Source organism: Parabacteroides sp. 20_3 (assembly GCF_964238835.1).
GTDB classification, from domain to species: Bacteria; Bacteroidota; Bacteroidia; order Bacteroidales; family Tannerellaceae; genus Parabacteroides; species Parabacteroides distasonis.
Window position 1 is genome coordinate 464,780 of the sequence record NZ_CAXSNO010000002.1, and the last position, 19,506, is coordinate 484,285.

17 protein-coding genes and 1 pseudogene are annotated in these 19,506 nt (G+C 41.5%); 4 read left to right on the forward strand and 14 right to left on the reverse strand.

All coding sequences use genetic code 11. The annotated features are described in order from the left end of the window. Positions 1–318: 318 nt before the first annotated feature. Complete coding sequence (locus ACESPU_RS05730) at positions 319–1,479, forward strand: ATP-binding protein (protein WP_005857865.1); 1,161 nt, start codon at positions 319–321, stop codon at positions 1,477–1,479. A 142-nt stretch (positions 1,480–1,621) separates the two neighbouring features. Here ACESPU_RS05730 and wecB read toward each other — a convergent pair whose 3' ends face one another. The 14 genes and pseudogenes from wecB to ACESPU_RS05800 all read right to left on the reverse strand — a co-directional run bounded on the left by wecB (position 1,622) and on the right by ACESPU_RS05800 (position 16,850). After that, positions 1,622–2,782: a non-hydrolyzing UDP-N-acetylglucosamine 2-epimerase gene (wecB, locus tag ACESPU_RS05735; protein ID WP_373133191.1), complete on the reverse strand. Its 1,161-nt coding sequence runs from the start codon at positions 2,780–2,782 to the stop codon at positions 1,622–1,624. Positions 2,783–2,811: 29 nt separating this feature from the next. Continuing rightward, positions 2,812–4,017: a UDP-N-acetyl-D-mannosamine dehydrogenase gene (gene wecC, locus ACESPU_RS05740; protein ID WP_373133192.1), complete on the reverse strand. Its 1,206-nt coding sequence runs from the start codon at positions 4,015–4,017 to the stop codon at positions 2,812–2,814. A 54-nt stretch (positions 4,018–4,071) separates the two neighbouring features. Beyond that, positions 4,072–4,773, reverse strand: coding sequence for a WecB/TagA/CpsF family glycosyltransferase (locus tag ACESPU_RS05745; RefSeq protein WP_057318955.1), 702 nt, complete (start codon positions 4,771–4,773; stop codon positions 4,072–4,074). Between the two features lie 252 nt (positions 4,774–5,025). Further along, a complete protein-coding gene (locus tag ACESPU_RS05750) occupies positions 5,026–6,057 on the reverse strand; it encodes a glycosyltransferase family 4 protein (protein WP_373133193.1) in 1,032 nt (343 codons plus the stop codon). Continuing rightward, on the reverse strand, positions 6,054–7,223 hold the full coding sequence (locus tag ACESPU_RS05755) for a hypothetical protein (protein WP_057318887.1): 1,170 nt from the start codon (positions 7,221–7,223) through the stop codon (positions 6,054–6,056). Before ACESPU_RS05755 ends, ACESPU_RS05750 begins: the two co-directional genes overlap by 4 nt. A gap of 78 nt (positions 7,224–7,301) precedes the next feature. After that, a complete protein-coding gene (locus ACESPU_RS05760; RefSeq protein ID WP_373133194.1) occupies positions 7,302–8,594 on the reverse strand; it encodes a phenylacetate--CoA ligase family protein in 1,293 nt (430 codons plus the stop codon). 71 nt (positions 8,595–8,665) lie between these two features. Then, positions 8,666–9,718: a glycosyltransferase family 4 protein gene (locus ACESPU_RS05765; RefSeq protein ID WP_373133195.1), complete on the reverse strand. Its 1,053-nt coding sequence runs from the start codon at positions 9,716–9,718 to the stop codon at positions 8,666–8,668. Positions 9,719–9,970: 252 nt separating this feature from the next. Beyond that, on the reverse strand, positions 9,971–11,071 hold the full coding sequence (locus tag ACESPU_RS05770; protein WP_373133196.1) for a glycosyltransferase: 1,101 nt from the start codon (positions 11,069–11,071) through the stop codon (positions 9,971–9,973). Next, positions 11,040–11,876: a hypothetical protein gene (locus ACESPU_RS05775; RefSeq protein ID WP_373133197.1), complete on the reverse strand. Its 837-nt coding sequence runs from the start codon at positions 11,874–11,876 to the stop codon at positions 11,040–11,042. Before ACESPU_RS05775 ends, ACESPU_RS05770 begins: the two co-directional genes overlap by 32 nt. Before the next feature lie 423 nt (positions 11,877–12,299). Continuing rightward, positions 12,300–13,175, reverse strand: coding sequence for a glycosyltransferase family 2 protein (locus ACESPU_RS05780; protein ID WP_373133198.1), 876 nt, complete (start codon positions 13,173–13,175; stop codon positions 12,300–12,302). Then, positions 13,172–14,308, reverse strand: coding sequence for a UDP-galactopyranose mutase (gene glf / locus ACESPU_RS05785; RefSeq protein ID WP_195393072.1), 1,137 nt, complete (start codon positions 14,306–14,308; stop codon positions 13,172–13,174). Before glf ends, ACESPU_RS05780 begins: the two co-directional genes overlap by 4 nt. Further along, entirely contained in the window at positions 14,309–15,754 is a 1,446-nt protein-coding gene (locus ACESPU_RS05790; RefSeq protein WP_057318901.1) for a flippase, read from the reverse strand. Between the two features lie 243 nt (positions 15,755–15,997). Continuing rightward, positions 15,998–16,259 (reverse strand): annotated as a pseudogene (locus tag ACESPU_RS05795) (nucleotidyltransferase family protein). A 99-nt stretch (positions 16,260–16,358) separates the two neighbouring features. Continuing rightward, positions 16,359–16,850, reverse strand: coding sequence for a hypothetical protein (locus tag ACESPU_RS05800; protein ID WP_005857907.1), 492 nt, complete (start codon positions 16,848–16,850; stop codon positions 16,359–16,361). 17 nt (positions 16,851–16,867) lie between these two features. On the opposite strand from ACESPU_RS05800, the gene ACESPU_RS05805 reads away from it, so the two are divergent. From ACESPU_RS05805 to ACESPU_RS05815, 3 genes are all read left to right on the forward strand, one after another. Beyond that, the gene (locus ACESPU_RS05805) at positions 16,868–17,005 is read left to right on the forward strand and encodes a hypothetical protein (RefSeq protein WP_373133199.1); all 138 of its coding nucleotides are present in this window, start codon (positions 16,868–16,870) and stop codon (positions 17,003–17,005) included. 28 nt (positions 17,006–17,033) lie between these two features. Beyond that, the gene (locus ACESPU_RS05810; protein ID WP_373133200.1) at positions 17,034–17,603 is read left to right on the forward strand and encodes a BT4734/BF3469 family protein; all 570 of its coding nucleotides are present in this window, start codon (positions 17,034–17,036) and stop codon (positions 17,601–17,603) included. A gap of 61 nt (positions 17,604–17,664) precedes the next feature. Then, positions 17,665–19,470 (forward strand): DUF3987 domain-containing protein, encoded by a 1,806-nt coding sequence (locus ACESPU_RS05815; RefSeq protein WP_373133201.1) that lies wholly within the window; start codon positions 17,665–17,667, stop codon positions 19,468–19,470. Positions 19,471–19,506 lie beyond the last annotated feature (36 nt).

The following is a 19,506-nucleotide window of genomic DNA, read 5'->3' on the forward strand; positions in this document are numbered from 1 at the left end:
GATACAGACAATCCCTAACATATTGTTTAAACAAACATAAAATAATTGACACTTTCACGGAAAAAATGTTTTTATCGGACGTTTGGTTAACAAAGCTTACATTTTATAAGCAAAAGGGAGGGTTTTATTTTCAATCCATAAGCCACTCATTTCCCTCTTGAAAGAGGCCTTTCAAAGATATCCATCCGAGAACCGTAATATTTCCGTAACAGAAAGAAAAGTGCCAATATTCTTTCTGGCACAGAAATATTCTTGCATAAATTCTTTCTATCATAGAAATAATTCGGTAATTTTGTGCGTAAATATAAATTCCATAGAATGAATACAAATATACTCCAAACACTGGTAACGGCCATGCAACGCCGATTAGCGGCTCTTCCGCAGAGATTGCGGCCATTTACCACGGAGTTTGATGAGCTCCCTAAAAACCTGATGCTAACCGGTGCCAGAGGATGTGGCAAATCTACATTTCTACTCCATCATTCACAAGGCAGGCGCCTATTATACTTTTCTGCTGATAATCCGAAGATTATTGGCGAACCGCTCTATGACTTAGTTAGTAGCGTATTCATGCTTGGTTATGAAGGTGTTATTATCGACGAGATTCACTACGCATCAAACTGGAGCATACATCTGAAGGCCTTGTATGATGACTATCCAGGAAAAATCATCTGGATTTCAGATTCCTCATCGTTAGTACTTCGTGATGGCAAAGCCGACTTGTCCAGACGTTATGTAGCGATACAGATGCCTTTAATGTCGTTCAGAGAATTTCTATATCTTGAAACTGGCCAAATATACCCCAAGTATAAACTGGGAGACACAATACTACCTACACAACCAGATGCGGAGCTGTTGAACCATTTCCTCAATTATCGTAGTTACGGTACACGTCCTTTCTACCAAGAGAAAGATTTCGAAGCACGTTACATGGCTATCATCGACAAAATTCTCAATAACGATATACCGTTCTTCCTGCCTAGCATTTCCGAAAACAACCTACGTGTGATGCGAGCCATTATCGGCACACTGGCAAACTCCTCAATACCTCGTGTACAAGTCACCTCCTTATGCTCCGACTGGGGAATAGGAGCGGAAAAACTCTATCAACTACTCTTTGTGATGGAAAGTGTAGATCTATTGAAAATAGTAAAGTACCCCAATGACACGAAAGCCCGTAGCACTGGCGCAAAAATGTTGTTCGCAGACCCATGTGCTTATAAGGTTTTGAATGCAGACCAAGGAACGGAACGTGAAGCCTACACTGTCCACTGCTTTTCTAGGGCAGGTTACGAGATAAACGCCATGAAAGACGAGAAGAAAGGTGATTATGTGATTACAAAAGACCATGTATCACAAACCCTAGAAGTTGGAGGAAAAAACAAAAATCCTAAAGAAGCGGACTATGTCTTGAGAGACAACACCGACTACCCTGTAGGCAACGCCATTCCATTCTGGCTCATGGGTATGATGTGGTAGTCTTTTGTAATACAAAGGTGGTGAGAAGCATAATGTCATGTTTCCGGAAACAAAAAAGGCCTCCTTTTAGGGGAGGCCTTTATGTTAAAAAACAACGGATTATCTATTTACCAATCTCGAGGGTTGCCTATCTGCCATATCCTCATTTCCTCTGATTCAAAAATTCTACGATCCTTCCACAAGCCAATCCATCCCCATAGGGATTAACCGCCTTGCTCATCGTATCGTAATAAACAGTATCATCAAGCAACGCCGAGACCTCGCTCACGATCTTATCATAGTCCGTTCCGACCAGTTTCACCGTACCTGCCGCAAGAGCCTCCGGACGCTCGGTCGTATCACGCATCACCAACACGGGCTTGCCCAATCCGGGGGCCTCCTCTTGGATACCGCCGCTATCGGTCAGCACTATCGTTGATTTCTCCATCAGATAGACAAACGACAGATATTCCAATGGCTCAATGAAGAACATATTACCCAGATCAGATAAATCCCCGCCGAATACCTCGTGAATCGGCTTGCGCACATTGGGATTCAAGTGCATAGGATAGACAAAATCCACCTCCGGATACTTCCGGGTCAAGTCCTTGATAGCGGTACACATATGGATGAATCCATCACCGAAGTTCTCCCGGCGATGACCCGTGATCAACACCAATCTCTTACCCTCAACCAGACGGTTCACGTCATACCCCGAACGTAAAAGCACGCCTTCCAACTCCTTGTCCAGCTCAGCGTCCGTCTTTATCTTAGTCACCACTTGCCGTAAGGCGTCTATCACCGTATTGCCGGTAACCAAGATTGAGTCCGGATTCACGTCCTCTCGCATCAAGTTTTGCTTGCTCAACCGCGTGGGTGCGAAATTATACGTGGCGATACGCCCCGTGACCTGACGGTTCATCTCCTCCGGCCATGGGCTATAGATGTTGTGGGTACGAAGGCCGGCCTCTATATGACCTACAGGTATCTGTTGGTAGAAAGCGGCCAAGGCGGCCGCCGTGCTCGTGGTGGTATCCCCATGCACCAGCACGACATCGGGTGTCGCCTCACGCAACACGTCACGCATACCGGTAAGGACACGGGCGGTCACGTCATATAAGTCCTGACCCTGCCTCATGATATTCAAATCATAATCCGGCGTGATCTCGAACAATTTTAACACTTGATCCAGCATTTCCCGATGCTGTCCGGTAACGCACACGATGGTCTCGAACGACTCCGGATGTTTCTGGAACTCCTTCACCAGCGGAGCCATCTTGATCGCCTCGGGACGGGTCCCGAAGACTAACATTATTTTCCTCATTACAGCGTATTCTTCTATTTAGCGAACGATTATTTCTTGAATGTCCCGCAAAAGTCCAGTACTTCCACGTCATCCCGATAATTCAACCCCGAAAACTCCCTATGATTCACCAAGAAAACCACGATATCGGCTTTCTCATAGGCCTCCTTATAAGGGGTCAACTTAAACAACTTATGCTCCGAAACGTTCGGCTCCACCACCATGATGTCAGCGTTGTTGCACGATTGCAACACCTTCGTCGTTATTCCCTTGGCCGGAGACTCGCGCAAGTCATCGATATCAGGCTTGAAAGCCAAGCCCATCATTGCCACCGCTGGCTTACGCCCATGCTTCAACTCAAACCGCAGCATGGCATTCTTCACTTTCTCCGCACACCAAAAAGCCTTGTAATTATTCGTCTCACGAGCCGTCGAGATCATACGGCTCTCCATCGGAAACTCCGCCGTAATGAAGTAAGGATCCACCGCTATACAATGACCGCCAACACCACAACCCGGCTGTAAGATATTCACACGGGGATGCTTGTTCGCCAAATCGATCAGCTCCCACACATTAATTCCCGCTTTATCGCAAATAAACGACAGCTCATTGGCGAAAGCGATCTGTACGTCCCGACTTGAGTTCTCGGTCAATTTACACATCTCAGCCGTCTTGCTATTCGTTGGGTGAAGCGTACCCTTCACGAACTGGCCGTAGAACTCCATCGCCTTGCGGGTAGAGGCCTCGTCCATGCCGCCGATGACCCGGTCGTTATGCACCAACTCATAGATCACGTTACCCGGAAGCACCCGCTCCGGACAATAAGCGATATAGATCTTGCCCTTCAGCTCCGGCCGTTCCGAGAAAATCAAACTAGCCATCCGCTCGGTCGTCCCCACCGGCGAGGTAGACTCGATCACGTACAAATCCCCCTCCTTCAACAAAGGAAGCACCATACGGGTAGCCGACTCAACAAACGATACGTCCGGCTCATGATCCCCCTTGAAAGGAGTGGGTACCACCATGAAATAAGCGTCGCTCACCCGAGGCTCGGTGTACGCCTTGAAATGTCCGGAGGCCAGTACCTCCCGCAACATCTCCTCCATACCCGGCTCGATGATATGCAATTTCCCTTGGTTGGTAACCTCCACCACCTGGGCGTTGATATCCACTCCGGCGATCTCCACCCCGTGCTTTGCGGCAATAATAGCCGTGGGCAGGCCAATATAGCCCAAACCCATGAAACATGCTTTCATAAAAATTATGTTATTATGTTATATTGATTTAGAATAAGAAAACGGAGATATAAATTAAATCAGTCCTAATTTCACCCGAAGCAAGAACCTCACTAAATGTATTTGTCTTTTAATTCGAACCGGTTCCTTCACCAAACGATAGGCCCATTCCAAATTATGTCGTACCCACCATTGCGGGGCACGTTTCACGTTACCGGTATATACATCAAAGCTACCACCTAGACCTTGATAGACAGCTTTATGTCGTTCGGCCATCTCTTCCATTAGCAATTCCTGTTTTGGGGAGCCCATCGCCACAAAAACCACATCCGGCCGTTTTGTCACGATATCTTCCAATAAATTTTTTCGCTCTTCCTCTGTTTTAATATAGCCATTTCGGAAGTTGGCAATCCGTATACCGGGATAATCCTCTTTTAGCTTTTTTACGGTCCGTTCGATTACTTCTTGTTTTCCACCAACCAAGTAATAACTCTTTCCTTGTTGATAGGTCATATTGATGATACGCAACCACAACTCGCACCCCGGAATCTTGATCACTTCCTTATGCCCTTTCTTTTTCAACGCCATGACCGCTCCAAAACCATCACAATAGCCTATATTTCGGTTGATGATAGAACGGGTCTGATCCGTAGCATGCAAAATCTTTTCCGCATTGATAGCCACCAATATCCCCTTGTGCCGACTCACAAAAGCCAACAATTCCTCATGCGAAGTAAAAGGATATACCTTCACCCCGTTCAAAGAAACTTTTTCCATATATGTTTTTGATTGTAAAAATTCGATCGGTAAGGTTTTATTCAAGTAATGACTAGAGTCTTTTTTTCTGTAACTTATATAAAACATTCCTCACAAATTACACAAGTCCTATTTACGCTTGTTATAAATCCGAACTATATATAATTCGATTGTTTTTCAATTTAACAAAGTTAAGGTATAGCCTATTTCAAATAACCGCTAACGCTAAAATTAGAAGCTCACCTAATATGAGGGTTAATATCCTTTTAGTCATCACATAGTTACAGGAGAACATTTTATTTCATTGTACAACATTAATTTATATCTATTTATCATTTTTTCTTCCGTAAAGCACTCTTCAAAACGTTTTCGGGCATTACTAGCCATCTGTTTGTATATTACCCAATCAATATGCGGCAAATGATTTAATCCATCTATTAAAGAACTAAAATCATCATAGGCAAACCCCGTTTCTCCAGGTTTGTTCACATCTAATACTGCAGAGAGTTTGTTTGTAATCAGTGGTTTACCAAACCTCAATCCTTCTATAAGAGACAAAGGTAATCCCTCATTCAATGAAAATAAGCATACATAATCATATTGATTCAACTGTTCTACCATATTTATAAACCCAACATAATGATATTGCATTGAGCTTTCTATTTTCTCTTTCAACAGCTCCACACTTTCCCCCTCTCCCGCAAAATAAATATGAATATGCGGGTGCAACTTACCTATAGTTTGTTTCACTAGTTCTACTTGTTGTTTAACAGAACAAATACGGCCAGGTAACAAGATTTTTATTTTCCCATCATTTTTTCGAATATTCCGTACATTATTAGTATCTTTTATTCCATTAAAGATAACTGTTATTCGATTTTCTGGTAATCGAAAATAATTCACCAAATTCTCTTTTACACCATTTGATACAGCTATAATATTTTCCGGGAACCAACAAAACCAACGAAAGTCGTTGAATGTATTGTGTGCCACATGTATTATATGCCAATCCTTGTTTCCAAAGATACGCTTATAAAATAAAAGCAAAGTAGTACTTTTGCGATGATGCGATAGAAAAACAGTATGCCCATCAGCATATTGTATAATTTTTTTTAAAGAAAATTTCTCAAATTGAGCTCGTGCTTTATAGTCTTTCACAATGAAACTCAAAGGAGTTTCTACTAGTACTATAGGGGTATTAATTTCATTCAACTTTTCAGCTAGTAGCAAAGCTATATTTTGCGCACCTCCTTTATTGGAAAAATTGGGATAAATAGTGATTACACGAATTGGATTTTCTATCATAACGTTGACTTTAATATATTAAAAGCATATAGAAACCACGCTTGAAATTCAATATAAGGAATACGATTTTTGCCATATATAAAATATTCAGGAATCATATATCCTTTCTTTTTATTATAAAACTCATAATAGGTATATTTTATCAGTTTTTCTACAAATTCCTTATCTACATAATATTTTGTAAAAAATATCAAAGCTTCTGATATATCTCGACCGTCCACCTTTACAAACAGCCAAGTATTATGTGGAATATATCTTTTATCATAACGCATAGGCCGAATCCATCCTTTTTCTTTCACAAACAGAGTTTTATAGAATTCTACACCTTTTTTTATTGTTTCATTCACGTCAAAATGTAGATATTCCTTTACAGAACAAATGGCCTGTAAAATATAAGACTGATGAAAACAGTCTATCGTAGGCCTCTCTGGACTTCCTGCATAAAACCAACTGCCATCAACATTCTGCTTTCTACAAATATATTTTAGCCCTCGTTGTCCCAATTCCACAAAAAAACTTTCCCCATATTTTATTCCCACCTTTATTAAAAAAGCACTGATAATTGCACTAGCGTTATATATCTCTTTCTTCAAAGTTGGACCATAGTAAAAATAAATACCTTGCTCTCCATAATCAACATATCCCAATTCTTCCGTTAGATATGCTACGATAGAGTATAACAACTCTTTTCTTTCACTCTCTTCTATTACTTTAGAATGTTCTTCCAACAAGAACTGGCCGAACCATATAGTATTTAACGGTGTGGGATCATCAGCCGAATTCTCATACAAATTAATGGCAATTCGTATTCCTTGCTTCAATGCAAAATGCCTAGACTTTTGAGAGCGAAGATTTAATACCCTATTGTATAACTTTTTTATTATTTCCGTATCCTTCGTTAAAGCATAAGCTTTCAACAGTGCCACATGCGATTGGGGAGTAAAAGGATAGAAACCTGAAACTGGACGTTTCATATTGCGTAGGTTATAAGGACACAATCTGAAAAAAGTACGCAACAAAGTATTTATCTTTCTATTCTTTCCAAATAAACGTTCTGGTACATGATTACATTCTATGTAATTATAGTCATTAGCCTTTAACCATGACTCGATACCTGAAATCATTTCGGATAATTGGGGGTAGTAACATTCTTTTACAGGTTCCATTGTCATCAATTTAAAAGTAATAGTAATTTTATATTATTTTACCATCTATTTATCCGAAGATACATTTTATTCTCTTCCTCAAACTTTTACAGTCTTTGAATTTATCAAGTATTTAAATTTACCATTGGAGGAATAAAGTATTTCGCTTTCCTTGATAATTGCAATTTGATAATCAATGTTTCTTTCTCCTAATCGATGAAATAGATTCTGTTTTACCAACTCTCTATCCGCATCACAAAATCCTTCTTCTGGAACAATATTAATAAGCAAACAATTATCCTTCTTTTGTATTAACTGACTCTTTCTAACATGGCTTACGCCTTTGAACAAGAAATCTAAACGCATCACTTTTGAGCCATCTTTACAGACGATATAATCCTCCTTACGTCCCTCAATACGTTGTATCAAAAACTTATTTCCCTCAAATTCACTTCCTTTATACAATTCTATAACATCATTTGAGCGATAACGAATTAAAGGAAATGCATCATTAATAAGGGAGGTACAAATTTCCCCATCTTCCAAATATTCGTTAATGCTAAATCCAGGAGCTTCATAATAGCCTTTGTGGTTAAGTGTTTCGTGTAAACAAATACTTTCTTCTGTCATTCCGTAGAGATCGAATATTTCAGTATGTAATTGTTGCTCAATTTGTTCACGTTGATAGTCTAGCAATGTTTCGCTCGAAGTGAAAGCGATAGGAATATACAATTCTAGCCCCGCATCGCGAAGCATCAAAGCCAAAGTATAGAGCGAACTAGGATAACCTTCAATAGCAACAGGTTTCTGCTTGACAATCTGTTCATGGTAAAATTTTACTTTTTCCGGATTAATATTATAACTGGAAAAATAGACTGTATTACTTATATGAACTTTCAGCATCATATCTCTCTTATCCAAATTACCTCTTAACGAAACAAATGATTGCCCATAAGTGAATCCGCATTTTTTGCGCATCACGTATAGATATGCTTGCGAACGCCAAATAGCTTTCCAATCTTTATATACCTTGAGAGGCGTACCAGTTGTACCACTTGTACATCCCCCATGAACCATAAATCTCGGAACTGTTAACATTACCTCCCTATTTTGCTTTACCATTTCTTTGGTAATAATGGGTAATTTCTTTATATCAGCCAAACAAGTAATGTCTTCTTTCTTTATTCCTGCTTCTGTATATAATTTATGATAAAACGGTGATTTATCATAAGCCTTACTAAAAATTTCCAAAAAGCGCTGTTCGTTACGCTTGTTCAATTCTTCTTGACTCATGGTAAACAAGCCTTCTACTTCTTTGACATATGGGCGAATAATAGGATAGCTGCGAAGCATATATTTGCAACTCTCCTCTAAATACTTTCTTAAATTCATCGATTCTGTTTGTTTTTTTAATTCACTGAAGTGTGGTCCGAAACAATATTCACTTTTTTAATAAGAACTTTTCAGAGCAACGGCATATAGACTTCAAGGAGTTCCCGTGACACGCTTTCAGGTAAATAGGTCGTAATATTTTTTTCAGCTTGCCTTCCCAATGCTGAGACCTTTTCGGGATGAAATAAAAAATCTCGAAGTTGAAAAGCCAATGCACTCACATCACCCGGTGAAACCAGTTTACCAATATCTGGTGTTACGACTTCTGGTATTCCACCTATAGGTGTCGAGAGGATGGCCTCACCATAGGACATCGCTTCAAGTATAGAAACAGGCAAGCCTTCTACATATGAAGGTAATATATACAGACGACAAAGATTCAGCAGATACGGCTTGCGACTCAAATCCACCCATCCCTCATAACGTACTATATCCTTCAAATCATGTTCCAAAATAAAATGTTGGAGTTGATCCACTTCACCACCTCCACCTACATGGAGCAAGAAACGCCCATCCAAATTATCTCTTTCCAGTTCTATCGCTCGCAGTAAATCATATATTCCTTTTTCCTTACATATCTTTCCTAAGAACAACCCGTGCAACACACCATCAACTTTTAAGCTTTCTTTTTGAGGTTGCGGCACAATGTTGTGAACTATCTGTACATTGCTAAGTCCTACTTTACTAATAAAAAAGTCTCTCCACGATTCACTCAAAGCTATCACACAGTCCGCCATAAGCAAGTATTTTCGAACGAATTCCGAATTTGAAGCATAATACTCTTTGAAACCACCTCCATGAATATGAACCACAACTTTCCTCCTCATCATTTTCGCTAATCGGATGAAGAGAATGGAACGTCGAAAACTATTCCATGAAGCTGTATGAATATGTACAATCTTTATTCGCTGTTGAATAATCAAACGGAGAAATACTTCTATAAGTGAGCCAATACACTTAATTAATTTGTACATTTTACTCTTCCCTGCTGAATTTGCTGAAAATAAAAAAGTTGCAAACACATATTTAGAATAAGAGTCTATCACTTGTGCTATTCCACCTTTTGGTGAACGATATTCACACCCTATAGTCAATATACTATCTGCTATTTCTTTGGTAATCATAAAAAAAATGTATTTTTAATGTAAGCATTCAAATTAAGGTATCTCTCTTATAAAAAAGCTCTTTACTATATCTTAAACTAAGTTCTATTAAAAATTAATTCTTATTTCAACATCAGCCATTATCTAATGAGATATTATAGGAATTAAGTCAAACAATTCAACAACATCTTTCCAATTAACACGATAGATCTTTTCTAATCCTGCAAGTAGAAGCTTCCATATATTCCACGGAGTTGTTCATATAACACACCGTCATCCTTGTATTGAATCTTCAAATAGTTTCTCATATTCTTTTGCGCACACATCCATCGAATAATTATCTTTATAGAAAGAGACCTGTTTATCACATTCCATTGGATTATCCATGAAACGTTTTATAGCATTCACATAATCTTTTACATCCATACCACACGACAAATATCCATTCACACCATCTGTTATCACATCTGGAATTCCTCCTACTGGCGTACATATAGGTGTTAAACCGTACGAAAAAGCTTCTAATAAACTAATTGGTAGGCCTTCATATTGAGAAGATAAGCAGAATGCATCACTACACATCATATAATCATTCACGTTATCTTTTTCTCCTAAGAAGTGAATTTTGTCACATGCAGATGCTTGTATTACTTTTCCTTCCAAAGAATCATATCCGCTTCCTATCATCAACAAAATAAAATCCACTCCATTCTTATTCAATACATTAAAAGAATCTATCAACAACTGTTGGTTCTTTTGCTTATGGCAGCGTGCTACATGAATAAAGACCAAAGTTTCTACAGATAATTTATAAGTTTCTACCTCCTTTTTCACTTCGTTTATATGAGCTGTAGGCTTCAAAAAAGTACGGCCATTATTTATATAAGTGGCATTGTTTAAGTGATAAAACCGCTGATAAGAGGCTTGACAAAGTCGGGAGATACATACAGGATGAATAAGATTCTTCTTATAAAAGAACCTATTAATCCAATGTTGATAAGAGGCTCCACTTGCCTTCTCCGTCACATTATGCAATGTATGAAAAAAATGTATCTTCCTACTAGTTAATGCTAATTGATAGATATAAGGAATGACATTCAAATGACAATGCACTATATCTGGTTGCTCATCCTGCAAAAATCGTTCTACTTTATTAGATTTCACCAAAGAAAACCCTTGATCAAACCCCATTGAATGAAAACGCACATTTACGGAAAGGAATTGTCGATTAAAAATTAACGACTTTTGCACATCATCCAATAGTATAAGCAAAATTATTTCATGTCCAATAGAAGATAATTCGTTCGATAAATCTACTACAAACTTCTCTGCTCCACCAGAACTAAGGCTGTATATCATTTGTACTATTTTCATATTGCTTTTTTCTTAATAATAAACCTGACAAATAAAGAAGTAAAAATATAGGTGTATCAATATAATAAGTTATAGAGATAAACAAAATAAACAAAGGAATAAACCATTTTATATACGGCAAACCATAACTATTAGAAAGAACACTACTTATTTTTATCAGTAACACTGTAAATATGCACAAAATAGATCCTCCATAATACATCATTAAATGAGCTAATCCACTTGACGGTATAATATCACCTCCATAAAAAACGCCTAAAGACGAAGAAATCTCCCCTCTCCCCCATATAGGATACTTCAGCAAATCTATAATTCCTAACTGAAGCGAAACAAAACGATCGGGATGAACAACTGAATTCCATGCCGCAGATTTGGCAAATATTTCATCATAATTACCTATTTGATCATATGCTATCTGAATTTTATCATGAATAAATGGTATATCCATAAAGAAAATAACCACCAAAAATAACAAAACTATAGACAAAAAAGCAAAAACATTTTTTCGTAGAGCAATCACCAATATAAAAAAAGAATAAAGTAACACACCTGTGGTTGATATAGTAGTCAAAAGTGGTATCAACAGATATATATGCTGTTTACTAAATAATTTTTTAGTCCTAAAATAATTTAACACCATTGATAATACAATAAAGCAAGCATGATAACCTGGCTCAAAATAGATACCACAGTTTCTCGGGATCTCTCCTTGTATCGCATTTGTTGTATATACAATTATATTATAGGCCAATCTATATTCTGTAGAAGCTAAATTAGCTGACAGTTGAGATCCGAATACTCTCATCAGTGAATAAAAGGAATTTCCTAGTGTAAATTCCAAAAAATAGAATGGAATACTTAACAATGCAAAAAAGTATATTGTCTTTTCTAAGTAATAAAATACAGCTATACCTTTTTTCCTTAAAAAAACGTATACAACAGACAGCCAACATAAATAATATGCACAACGATAATATTCCAGTTTTCCATGAATAAAAGAAAGCAACGAGAAATAGATCAACACCGCAAGCCATATAAAGAGAAGTCTCTTTGTCAACAAATGATTGCGTAAGATCAATATAAAGAAAATCGATACGATGAGACTATATACAGGTAATGATGCTGTATATGGTATAGCAAACGTAGAAAACAATAATAACAAAGTACTATACATCCATCCTTTATCAAACTTGAATATCATATTTATATAAACGATTATATTCTCTAACTAAAAAGTCTTGTTCTCTTTCTTCCGCAAGCAATCTACAAATCCTTTCCAAATCGCTGTTCGCATTTTCTTGCGAAGAGAAGGTTCTAAGAAAGAATATCCGATCAAGCTATTCTTTAACGCACTAAGCACATACATCATCTTTACTTTCAATGGAAACGACTTGCCTGTTATCGCTTTACAATATTCATCTCTCAAATGGAAATTTCGGTATAAATAATAACTATAAAACGGGCTATATTTCACCTCGCCAGATGTAGCTTCCCTATTCAATCTAGCATCTCTAACAAGGATCAGATCTGTATGCTTACTGGCCAAATATCCATACATACGATCATCACTCGTGATAAAAAATCGCTTATCCGGATAACCGATCTTAGCAACAATAGATCGATGTATAAGCATACCCTCAAAACATCCCGTATTAACAGAGAAAAACTCTTTTTTATAATTATCAGCTGAAATTTTCTCCTCAAAGTCTCTACTCAAATCATATCGGTATCCCCATGGAACATACATACCATCCGAGAAATAACGAGCCGATTGGAGACACAGAGAATGCTCTTTATATTTTAATAATTGCTCCAGGCAATTGCTTTCCGGATAAACATCATCATCCATCATCCAAATCCAATCAGCTCCATCCTCATAAGCATATTGCACACCTCGGCTAAAACCACCAGCCCCTCCTAGATTTTCTTGATGAATTACGGTAAGATCCTGTTGCTCTAAAAGCCATTCATATGTACCATCAGTAGAGCCATTATTTATTACGCACAGATTATCGATCGGGTAGGTTTGTTTTCGTAAAGAGTTTATGGTCTTCTTCAACAAAGACAGCCGATTATAAGTAACGATAAATACATATACTTTCATTTCCACTCTTTCGTTAATATCATCACCTTCTCCACAATCGGCCCCATATCATAATATTTATACTCAGCCAATCGTCCTCCAAATATCACATTATTCTCTGCCTCAGCAAGTTTTCTATATCGATCTGCCAAAAGCGTATTCCGTTCATCATTCACTGGATAATAAGGATCCATGCCATCTTTCCATTCCATGGAATATTCCTTGGATATAATTGTCTTAGGAGATCGATCTACATCTGCGCCAAACATCTCGAAATGCTTATGTTCGATCACTCGAGTATAAGGAATCTCGCGCTCCGTATAATTTACCACGGCATTACCTTGATAATTAGCACAATCATGGATCTCTTCCTCGAAGCGTACCGTGCGATACTCCAACTTGCCAAACCGATAATCATAATATTCATCAATCTTACCAGTAAAAACTATCGTATTAGCCATTGATTCCCAATACGTACGATCCGCAAAGAAATCCACCCTTGTACGAGTCTCTGTGCCATCCAACAAACCATCGATCAACTTGTTATATCCACCGACAGGAATGCCTTGGTAGGTGTCATTAAAATAGTTGTTGTCGAACACGAAGCGAATAGGAAGACGTTTAATGATAAATGCAGGAAGTTCCGTACACTTACGCCCCCATTGTTTTTCTGTATAGCCCTTTATCAATCGCTCATAAATATCTTTTCCTATCAAAATCAACGCTTGTTCCTCCAGATTTCGAGGCTCTTTCATCCCGACTAAACGCATATTCTTCATAGCCTCAGCCTTTTGCTCCTCAATCTTTGCCTTTGCCTCCTCCGGCACTGTCACACCCCACATCTGATAAAAAGTGTTCATATTGAAAGGAAGGTTATAGAGTTTTCCTTTATAGTTCGCCACCGGAGAATTTGTGTAACGGTTAAACTCTACGATAGAGTTCACAAAATCCCACACTTCCTTGTTCGAGGTATGGAAGATATGCGCCCCATATTTATGTACATGGATGCCTTCCTTCTCCTCACAATATATATTTCCACCCAAGTGTGGACGCTTATCTATTACTAAGCACCGCTTACCTCGCTTACGGGCAAAGTAGGCAAATGTAGAACCGAACAATCCGGCACCAACGATCAAATAATCATACTGTTTCATTTATTTTTTGATTAGTTTAGTTATATAACCAAGAACCTCCAAGAAGAGGACATCACGCTTGAACCATAAGAATCCAATATACGAAAAAGCTCCGATCATCACGCTTACCATAATCAACAACCAACTATTCACAATCCAAAAAGTCAAGCCATAGAGAACAACAAACAATACCCCAGAAGCTAAGAGATAATTCAAGTAATCCCACTCATACAAGCGGATAGGCAAATAACTCCGTCCAACGAGAATTTGGATAAATAGCACAACAAATTCAGCACTAAAAGTCGAAATGGCGGCACCAACCGCCCCATATGGGGAGATCAACAAAAGATTCAATATAAAATTCAACACAGCCCCTCCTACCGTACTCCATATCACGATGCTCTCTTTTCCTAATGGATACAAGATCTGTAAACCTATCACATTGCTCAACCCGATGAACAAGATAACAGGCGCTGTCCAACAAAGTACGGGAACCGCCTCAAGAAAATCATCTCCACAAAAGATACGTATAACAGGTATCGCCAGTACGATCAATCCTACGATGCAGGGTAAAGATACTCCTACGACCAACCGATAGGATTTACTCGTCACTTTAGAGAAAGCCTCTATCTGCCCTGTTTCTATCAGATTGGAGCAACGGGGTAATAAGACAACACCCAATGAGGCGACCACGCTCAATACCACATGCGACAATTTATTGCCCGCCGTATAAAAGCCCACAGCATCATCCCCTCGCATAAAACCAAGCATCACCGTATTTAAATTCAAATAAATGCTGGTGACCAAGTTGAACACGAAAATACGCAACGAGGGGAGCAAATGCCGCCAAATACGCAACTCCTTCCAACGAATAGAGCACATCGGCAACCATTTCCGTAAATGGACGAAGTTGATTAAATTGTTACCTACCGTAGAACCCACCAAGACAAACGCATAGATCAACAAATCCTCTTTGTCCTTGACAAACAAGAAAAGAGCCAACGCCGCCAATAGACGAAAGCACAAAGCCCTAATAGTTATAAACTTAAAATCCTCAATCGCTTGATAGAACCAATTCACTCCCAAACAGGTGAACATAATCGTCAGACTCAAAGCATAGAATACACCTAATTGTGCAGATATTTGCGGCACACAAGCACCCAATACGGCAACTACCACGTATCCGAACAAACAAAGAATAACGCTCAGCAGCAATATCTCTATCGTGATCTGGTTACGAATAATTATGTCATCCCGATATTTGGCAACCTCTCGAACCGCATACATCGGTATCCCCAAACTGGTCAACAAAACGATATAGGCAACTATTGATTGCAAGAAATTCACGGTACCAATTCCTTCTGGCAGCAACACACGTGCCGCATAAGGAAAAGTAACGACAGGAAATATAATTCCCGTAACGGCATTGATAAAATTAAGGATAACATTCGTTTTTAAAGATGCCATAAAATAAATATGCACTCAATACTCCCACCCCGCCGATACACCGGCGGGACAAACGCATCGAATATCTAGATTAAAAATGAGTTTAAGCTATATTTATAGAGATAGATTACTGAGACAAGTCAGTCAGCATAATACAAATAGTAGAGTACAAATCCGAGACTTCCTTTTGAAGGCTATAAAGTATCACGCTTGCGTCAATATCAAAATAATGATGAACAATGAGATTCCCTCCCTCTCGATACGTCAACGAAGCAACTCATTCATCCGGTTTCTAAGACGGACGATATCCACCGGACTTCCCAGCAGTTCTTCCAATTCGCTTTTCAAATGGGAGAGAGAGAAACCCTTGCGCCTCACCCTCGTAATAAATGTCTACATCACTACTTTCCGTCTGCTGATCACGAGCCACAGAGCCAAATACACCCATCCTCAAGATTCCATACTTTTCGGCTTGACGAATCTTGAAGTCTCTTAATAATGCAAGGATCTCTTGTCTCGACTTCATAAAAAAATGCTTGCTATCAATAGAATATTGATAAAGAGACAAATAAATATCCAATTACGCAATAATTGTCAAATATTGCAATAACTTACCTTTTTTATCTCACCCTTCCCCCAGCACATACTTCCTGATCCCATATCGAATGCTCGGTACATTCGCCCCGTTCACGAACGTGAGGTGAGGCAAAAGGGCGCTGATGAAGGCACGGCTCTTGACCAGCTTGAGGGGAGACGAGTAGTCGGCTAGGATCTCGTTGTAAAGGTCCGTCAATACCGTCTGGCAAAGGGTGACCGTGTCCGGGCAGGCGCATAGGCGGGCCTCGTAGACAAGACGGGTCGCCTCGTCCGGGATGAACAACGCCAACGAGGAGGGTTCAGCCGTCACCGGAGGGGCAGGAGAGTTTATCGGAGGAGACGGAGACTCATGAAGTCCCGATTCTGCGGGCGTAATCCAGCGTTCCGTCCGTGTCACCGTCCCGTCACCCCAATGGATGTTCTGGATAGCGATGGTGGCATTGGGCAGGATCTGCACGTTACCTCCATTGACCGTAAAGGCAGAACGTGCCTGTTCCGCCCGCTCTTGATTTTCTGTCATATCCGTTTTTAATTTAAGTGTTAACAATAATCACCCTTTTCACGGGGGATATTTATTTCTATCCTCATTTCATCCACCATACGTCCGTTTCCGTATCCGTCCCGTCCATCGCTATTCCGGGAACGGGCAGGAACGCATTCCTTTACCGGCAGTAACCGAATAATCAATTTATTTTATCCGATCATGAAAGAGTCTATCTTTTCCTTTTTCAACGCCCCCATCACCAATCAAGTGCCGAACGGGGTTGTCTGTGTCAGTCAATTGCACGCCTATATCACCACCAGCGAGTGGCTGCGTGAGCGTACCGATCAGGTACGTGCCGCATCGGGTGACGAGAAACGGTTCAGGCGGCTGAAACAGAGTTTGCTACCCTATGTCACGCCCGCCGGTATCTTCTCCTACCGCAAGGAAGATCACTTGCTCGTGCCCTCGGGCGAGTTCGTCATCGACATCGATCACCTCTCCTCACCCGAAGAGGCGATCTGTTGGAGGGACACGCTGTTCGCCGATGAGCGGCTACGCCCCGATCTCTCCTTCGTGAGTCCCAGTACCACGGGAATCAAGCTCCTCGTACCCTATCGCCTGTCGATCAAGAAAACCGTGGAGGAGTCTTTCGACGAGGCGGTACGATTCGCTTGGGAATATCTTGAGTGGAAATACGGGCTGAAAGCTGATACCACGAACGCAGACCTCTCACGGGCTTGCTTCCTTTGCCACGATCCCTCAGCGAGGCTAGGAGACCGGAATCGTTGACAGAGGACAAGTGACAGTTGGTAGTTATAAATCATTATTCACCATTCATTATTCATTCATCATGAACCCATTATCAGATCTGGAGCGGCTCGTTGTCGCCATCGAGAAACAGGGGGCGAACATCGCTCCCACCTATCAAGAGTATATGCCGATCGCCTTCGCCATCGCCAACGATTGCGGAGAGGCTGGTCGGTCGTCATTCCATCGTATCTGCCGATTGTCGGAGAGATATGTCTCCACCGAGGCGGATAAGCTATACGACCATGCCCTCAAAGGAGGCAACGGACGGAATGGCTTGGGATCCGTATTCCACTTAGCGGATCTGGCCGGCGTGAGGCTGGACAAACCCTTGGCCGAGGCTGGGAAACTTTCAAACTTTCAAACATTCACGCCTCCCTCACACATGCACACGTGTACGCACGAGGAACCGCCCGTGAAAAATGTCCCGCCCGCCTTTCCGGAGTATCCTTGGCCCGCTTTCCTCAAGCGGATGATCGACCGGGGCGATACCCCCGCCCAACGGGATATCCTCCTGCTGGGCGCTATCACCGTGTTGGGAGCGACACTCAACAAATCGATCCGGATATCGTACGGGCGAAAATTCTACTACCCTTGCCTGCAAACGTTCATCGTCGCCCCGCCCGCCTCGGGAAAGGGAGCCCTCGCTTGGACACGCCGGCTGGCCGAGCCGATACACGAGGCGATGATGGCGGACTACCGGCAGAGGCATAAAGCTTACCGGGAGGAGAAGAGCCGTTGGGACTCGCTGGGCAAGAAAAAATCCGATACGCCGGAGCCCGAGATGCCTCCCCTCAAGATGTTCCTTATCGCCGGTAACAACTCCGGCACCGGCGTGCTGGAGAACCTCATCGAGGCCGACGGCATAGGGCTGATCTGCGAGACCGAGGCCGATACCGTAAGCACGGCCATCGGCACCGAGCACGGGCACTGGAGCGATACCTTGCGTAAATGCCACGACCACGAACGGCTGGCCTTCAACCGACGTACGAACCGGGAATACCGGGAGTGCCCGGCCTCTTACCTCAGTGTCTTGTTAAGCGGCACTCCAGCGCAGGTACGGCCACTTATTCCCTCGGCCGAGAACGGGCTGTTCTCACGCCAATTGTTCTACCGGATGCCACCCATCGACGAGTGGGCGGATCAGTTCGAGCAGGGCGACGAGGACATGGATAGCCTCTTCTCCGATTGGGGGAGACAGTGGAAGAAACTCGTGGACTACCTACATGAGAGGGTCAATGTCATACAATTCCATCTCTCCGACACGCAAAAGGAGCGATTCAACAGCTGCTTCGCACGCATATTCGGGCACGCCGGTCTTTCCTACGGTTATCCGATGCGAAGCTCCGTGGCCCGTATCGCCATCAATATCTGCCGGATCGCTTCCGTGGTGGCCTTCCTGCGATCGGTGGAGAGTCTCCTCATCCCACAAGCCATTCTCGATTCTCAATTTTCAATTCTCAATTGTCCCGATCTCTCGCCTGCCCCCGAGATCCCGGAGGAGAACGTACGAGACGGTATCGTTCCTTCCCTAGAGTTACGTATCGATGATGACGATTTTAAGGCTGTCCTCTCGCTCGTGGAGCCGCTCTACCGTCATTCGGCAGGCATACTCTCCCTGCTTCCGTCTGACGAGGTGCCACGCTCTCGCACACCCACGCCCCAAGAGGCCCTCTTCGCGGCTCTTCCACTCTCTTTCAACCGACAACAGGCCTTGGAGGAAGCAGAGAGGAACAACATCCCCACCGCCACCCTAGATACCTGTCTCAAGCGAATGCAGGAACGAGGCACGCTGGAGAAGAACGGCCGGGGCGAGTACAGCTTCGGCGACCGTGTCACCCATAAGTAATCCCGGCCTCCCTCACACCCCTATATAACGTACCCC

Excerpts from the sequence above, each read along its gene's own strand:
- ACESPU_RS05730 (WP_005857865.1), top strand. The coding sequence starts at position 319 with ATGAATACAAATATACTCCAAACACTGGTAACGGCCATGCAACGCCGA.
- wecB (WP_373133191.1), bottom strand. The coding sequence starts at position 2,782 with ATGAGGAAAATAATGTTAGTCTTCGGGACCCGTCCCGAGGCGATCAAG.
- wecC (WP_373133192.1), bottom strand. The coding sequence starts at position 4,017 with ATGAAAGCATGTTTCATGGGTTTGGGCTATATTGGCCTGCCCACGGCT.
- ACESPU_RS05745 (WP_057318955.1), bottom strand. The coding sequence starts at position 4,773 with ATGGAAAAAGTTTCTTTGAACGGGGTGAAGGTATATCCTTTTACTTCG.
- ACESPU_RS05750 (WP_373133193.1), bottom strand. The coding sequence starts at position 6,057 with ATGATAGAAAATCCAATTCGTGTAATCACTATTTATCCCAATTTTTCC.
- ACESPU_RS05755 (WP_057318887.1), bottom strand. The coding sequence starts at position 7,223 with ATGGAACCTGTAAAAGAATGTTACTACCCCCAATTATCCGAAATGATT.
- ACESPU_RS05760 (WP_373133194.1), bottom strand. The coding sequence starts at position 8,594 with ATGAATTTAAGAAAGTATTTAGAGGAGAGTTGCAAATATATGCTTCGC.
- ACESPU_RS05765 (WP_373133195.1), bottom strand. The coding sequence starts at position 9,718 with ATGATTACCAAAGAAATAGCAGATAGTATATTGACTATAGGGTGTGAA.
- ACESPU_RS05770 (WP_373133196.1), bottom strand. The coding sequence starts at position 11,071 with ATGAAAATAGTACAAATGATATACAGCCTTAGTTCTGGTGGAGCAGAG.
- ACESPU_RS05775 (WP_373133197.1), bottom strand. The coding sequence starts at position 11,876 with ATGAGAGTATTCGGATCTCAACTGTCAGCTAATTTAGCTTCTACAGAA.
- ACESPU_RS05780 (WP_373133198.1), bottom strand. The coding sequence starts at position 13,175 with ATGAAAGTATATGTATTTATCGTTACTTATAATCGGCTGTCTTTGTTG.
- glf (WP_195393072.1), bottom strand. The coding sequence starts at position 14,308 with ATGAAACAGTATGATTATTTGATCGTTGGTGCCGGATTGTTCGGTTCT.
- ACESPU_RS05790 (WP_057318901.1), bottom strand. The coding sequence starts at position 15,754 with ATGGCATCTTTAAAAACGAATGTTATCCTTAATTTTATCAATGCCGTT.
- ACESPU_RS05800 (WP_005857907.1), bottom strand. The coding sequence starts at position 16,850 with ATGACAGAAAATCAAGAGCGGGCGGAACAGGCACGTTCTGCCTTTACG.
- ACESPU_RS05810 (WP_373133200.1), top strand. The coding sequence starts at position 17,034 with ATGAAAGAGTCTATCTTTTCCTTTTTCAACGCCCCCATCACCAATCAA.
- ACESPU_RS05815 (WP_373133201.1), top strand. The coding sequence starts at position 17,665 with ATGAACCCATTATCAGATCTGGAGCGGCTCGTTGTCGCCATCGAGAAA.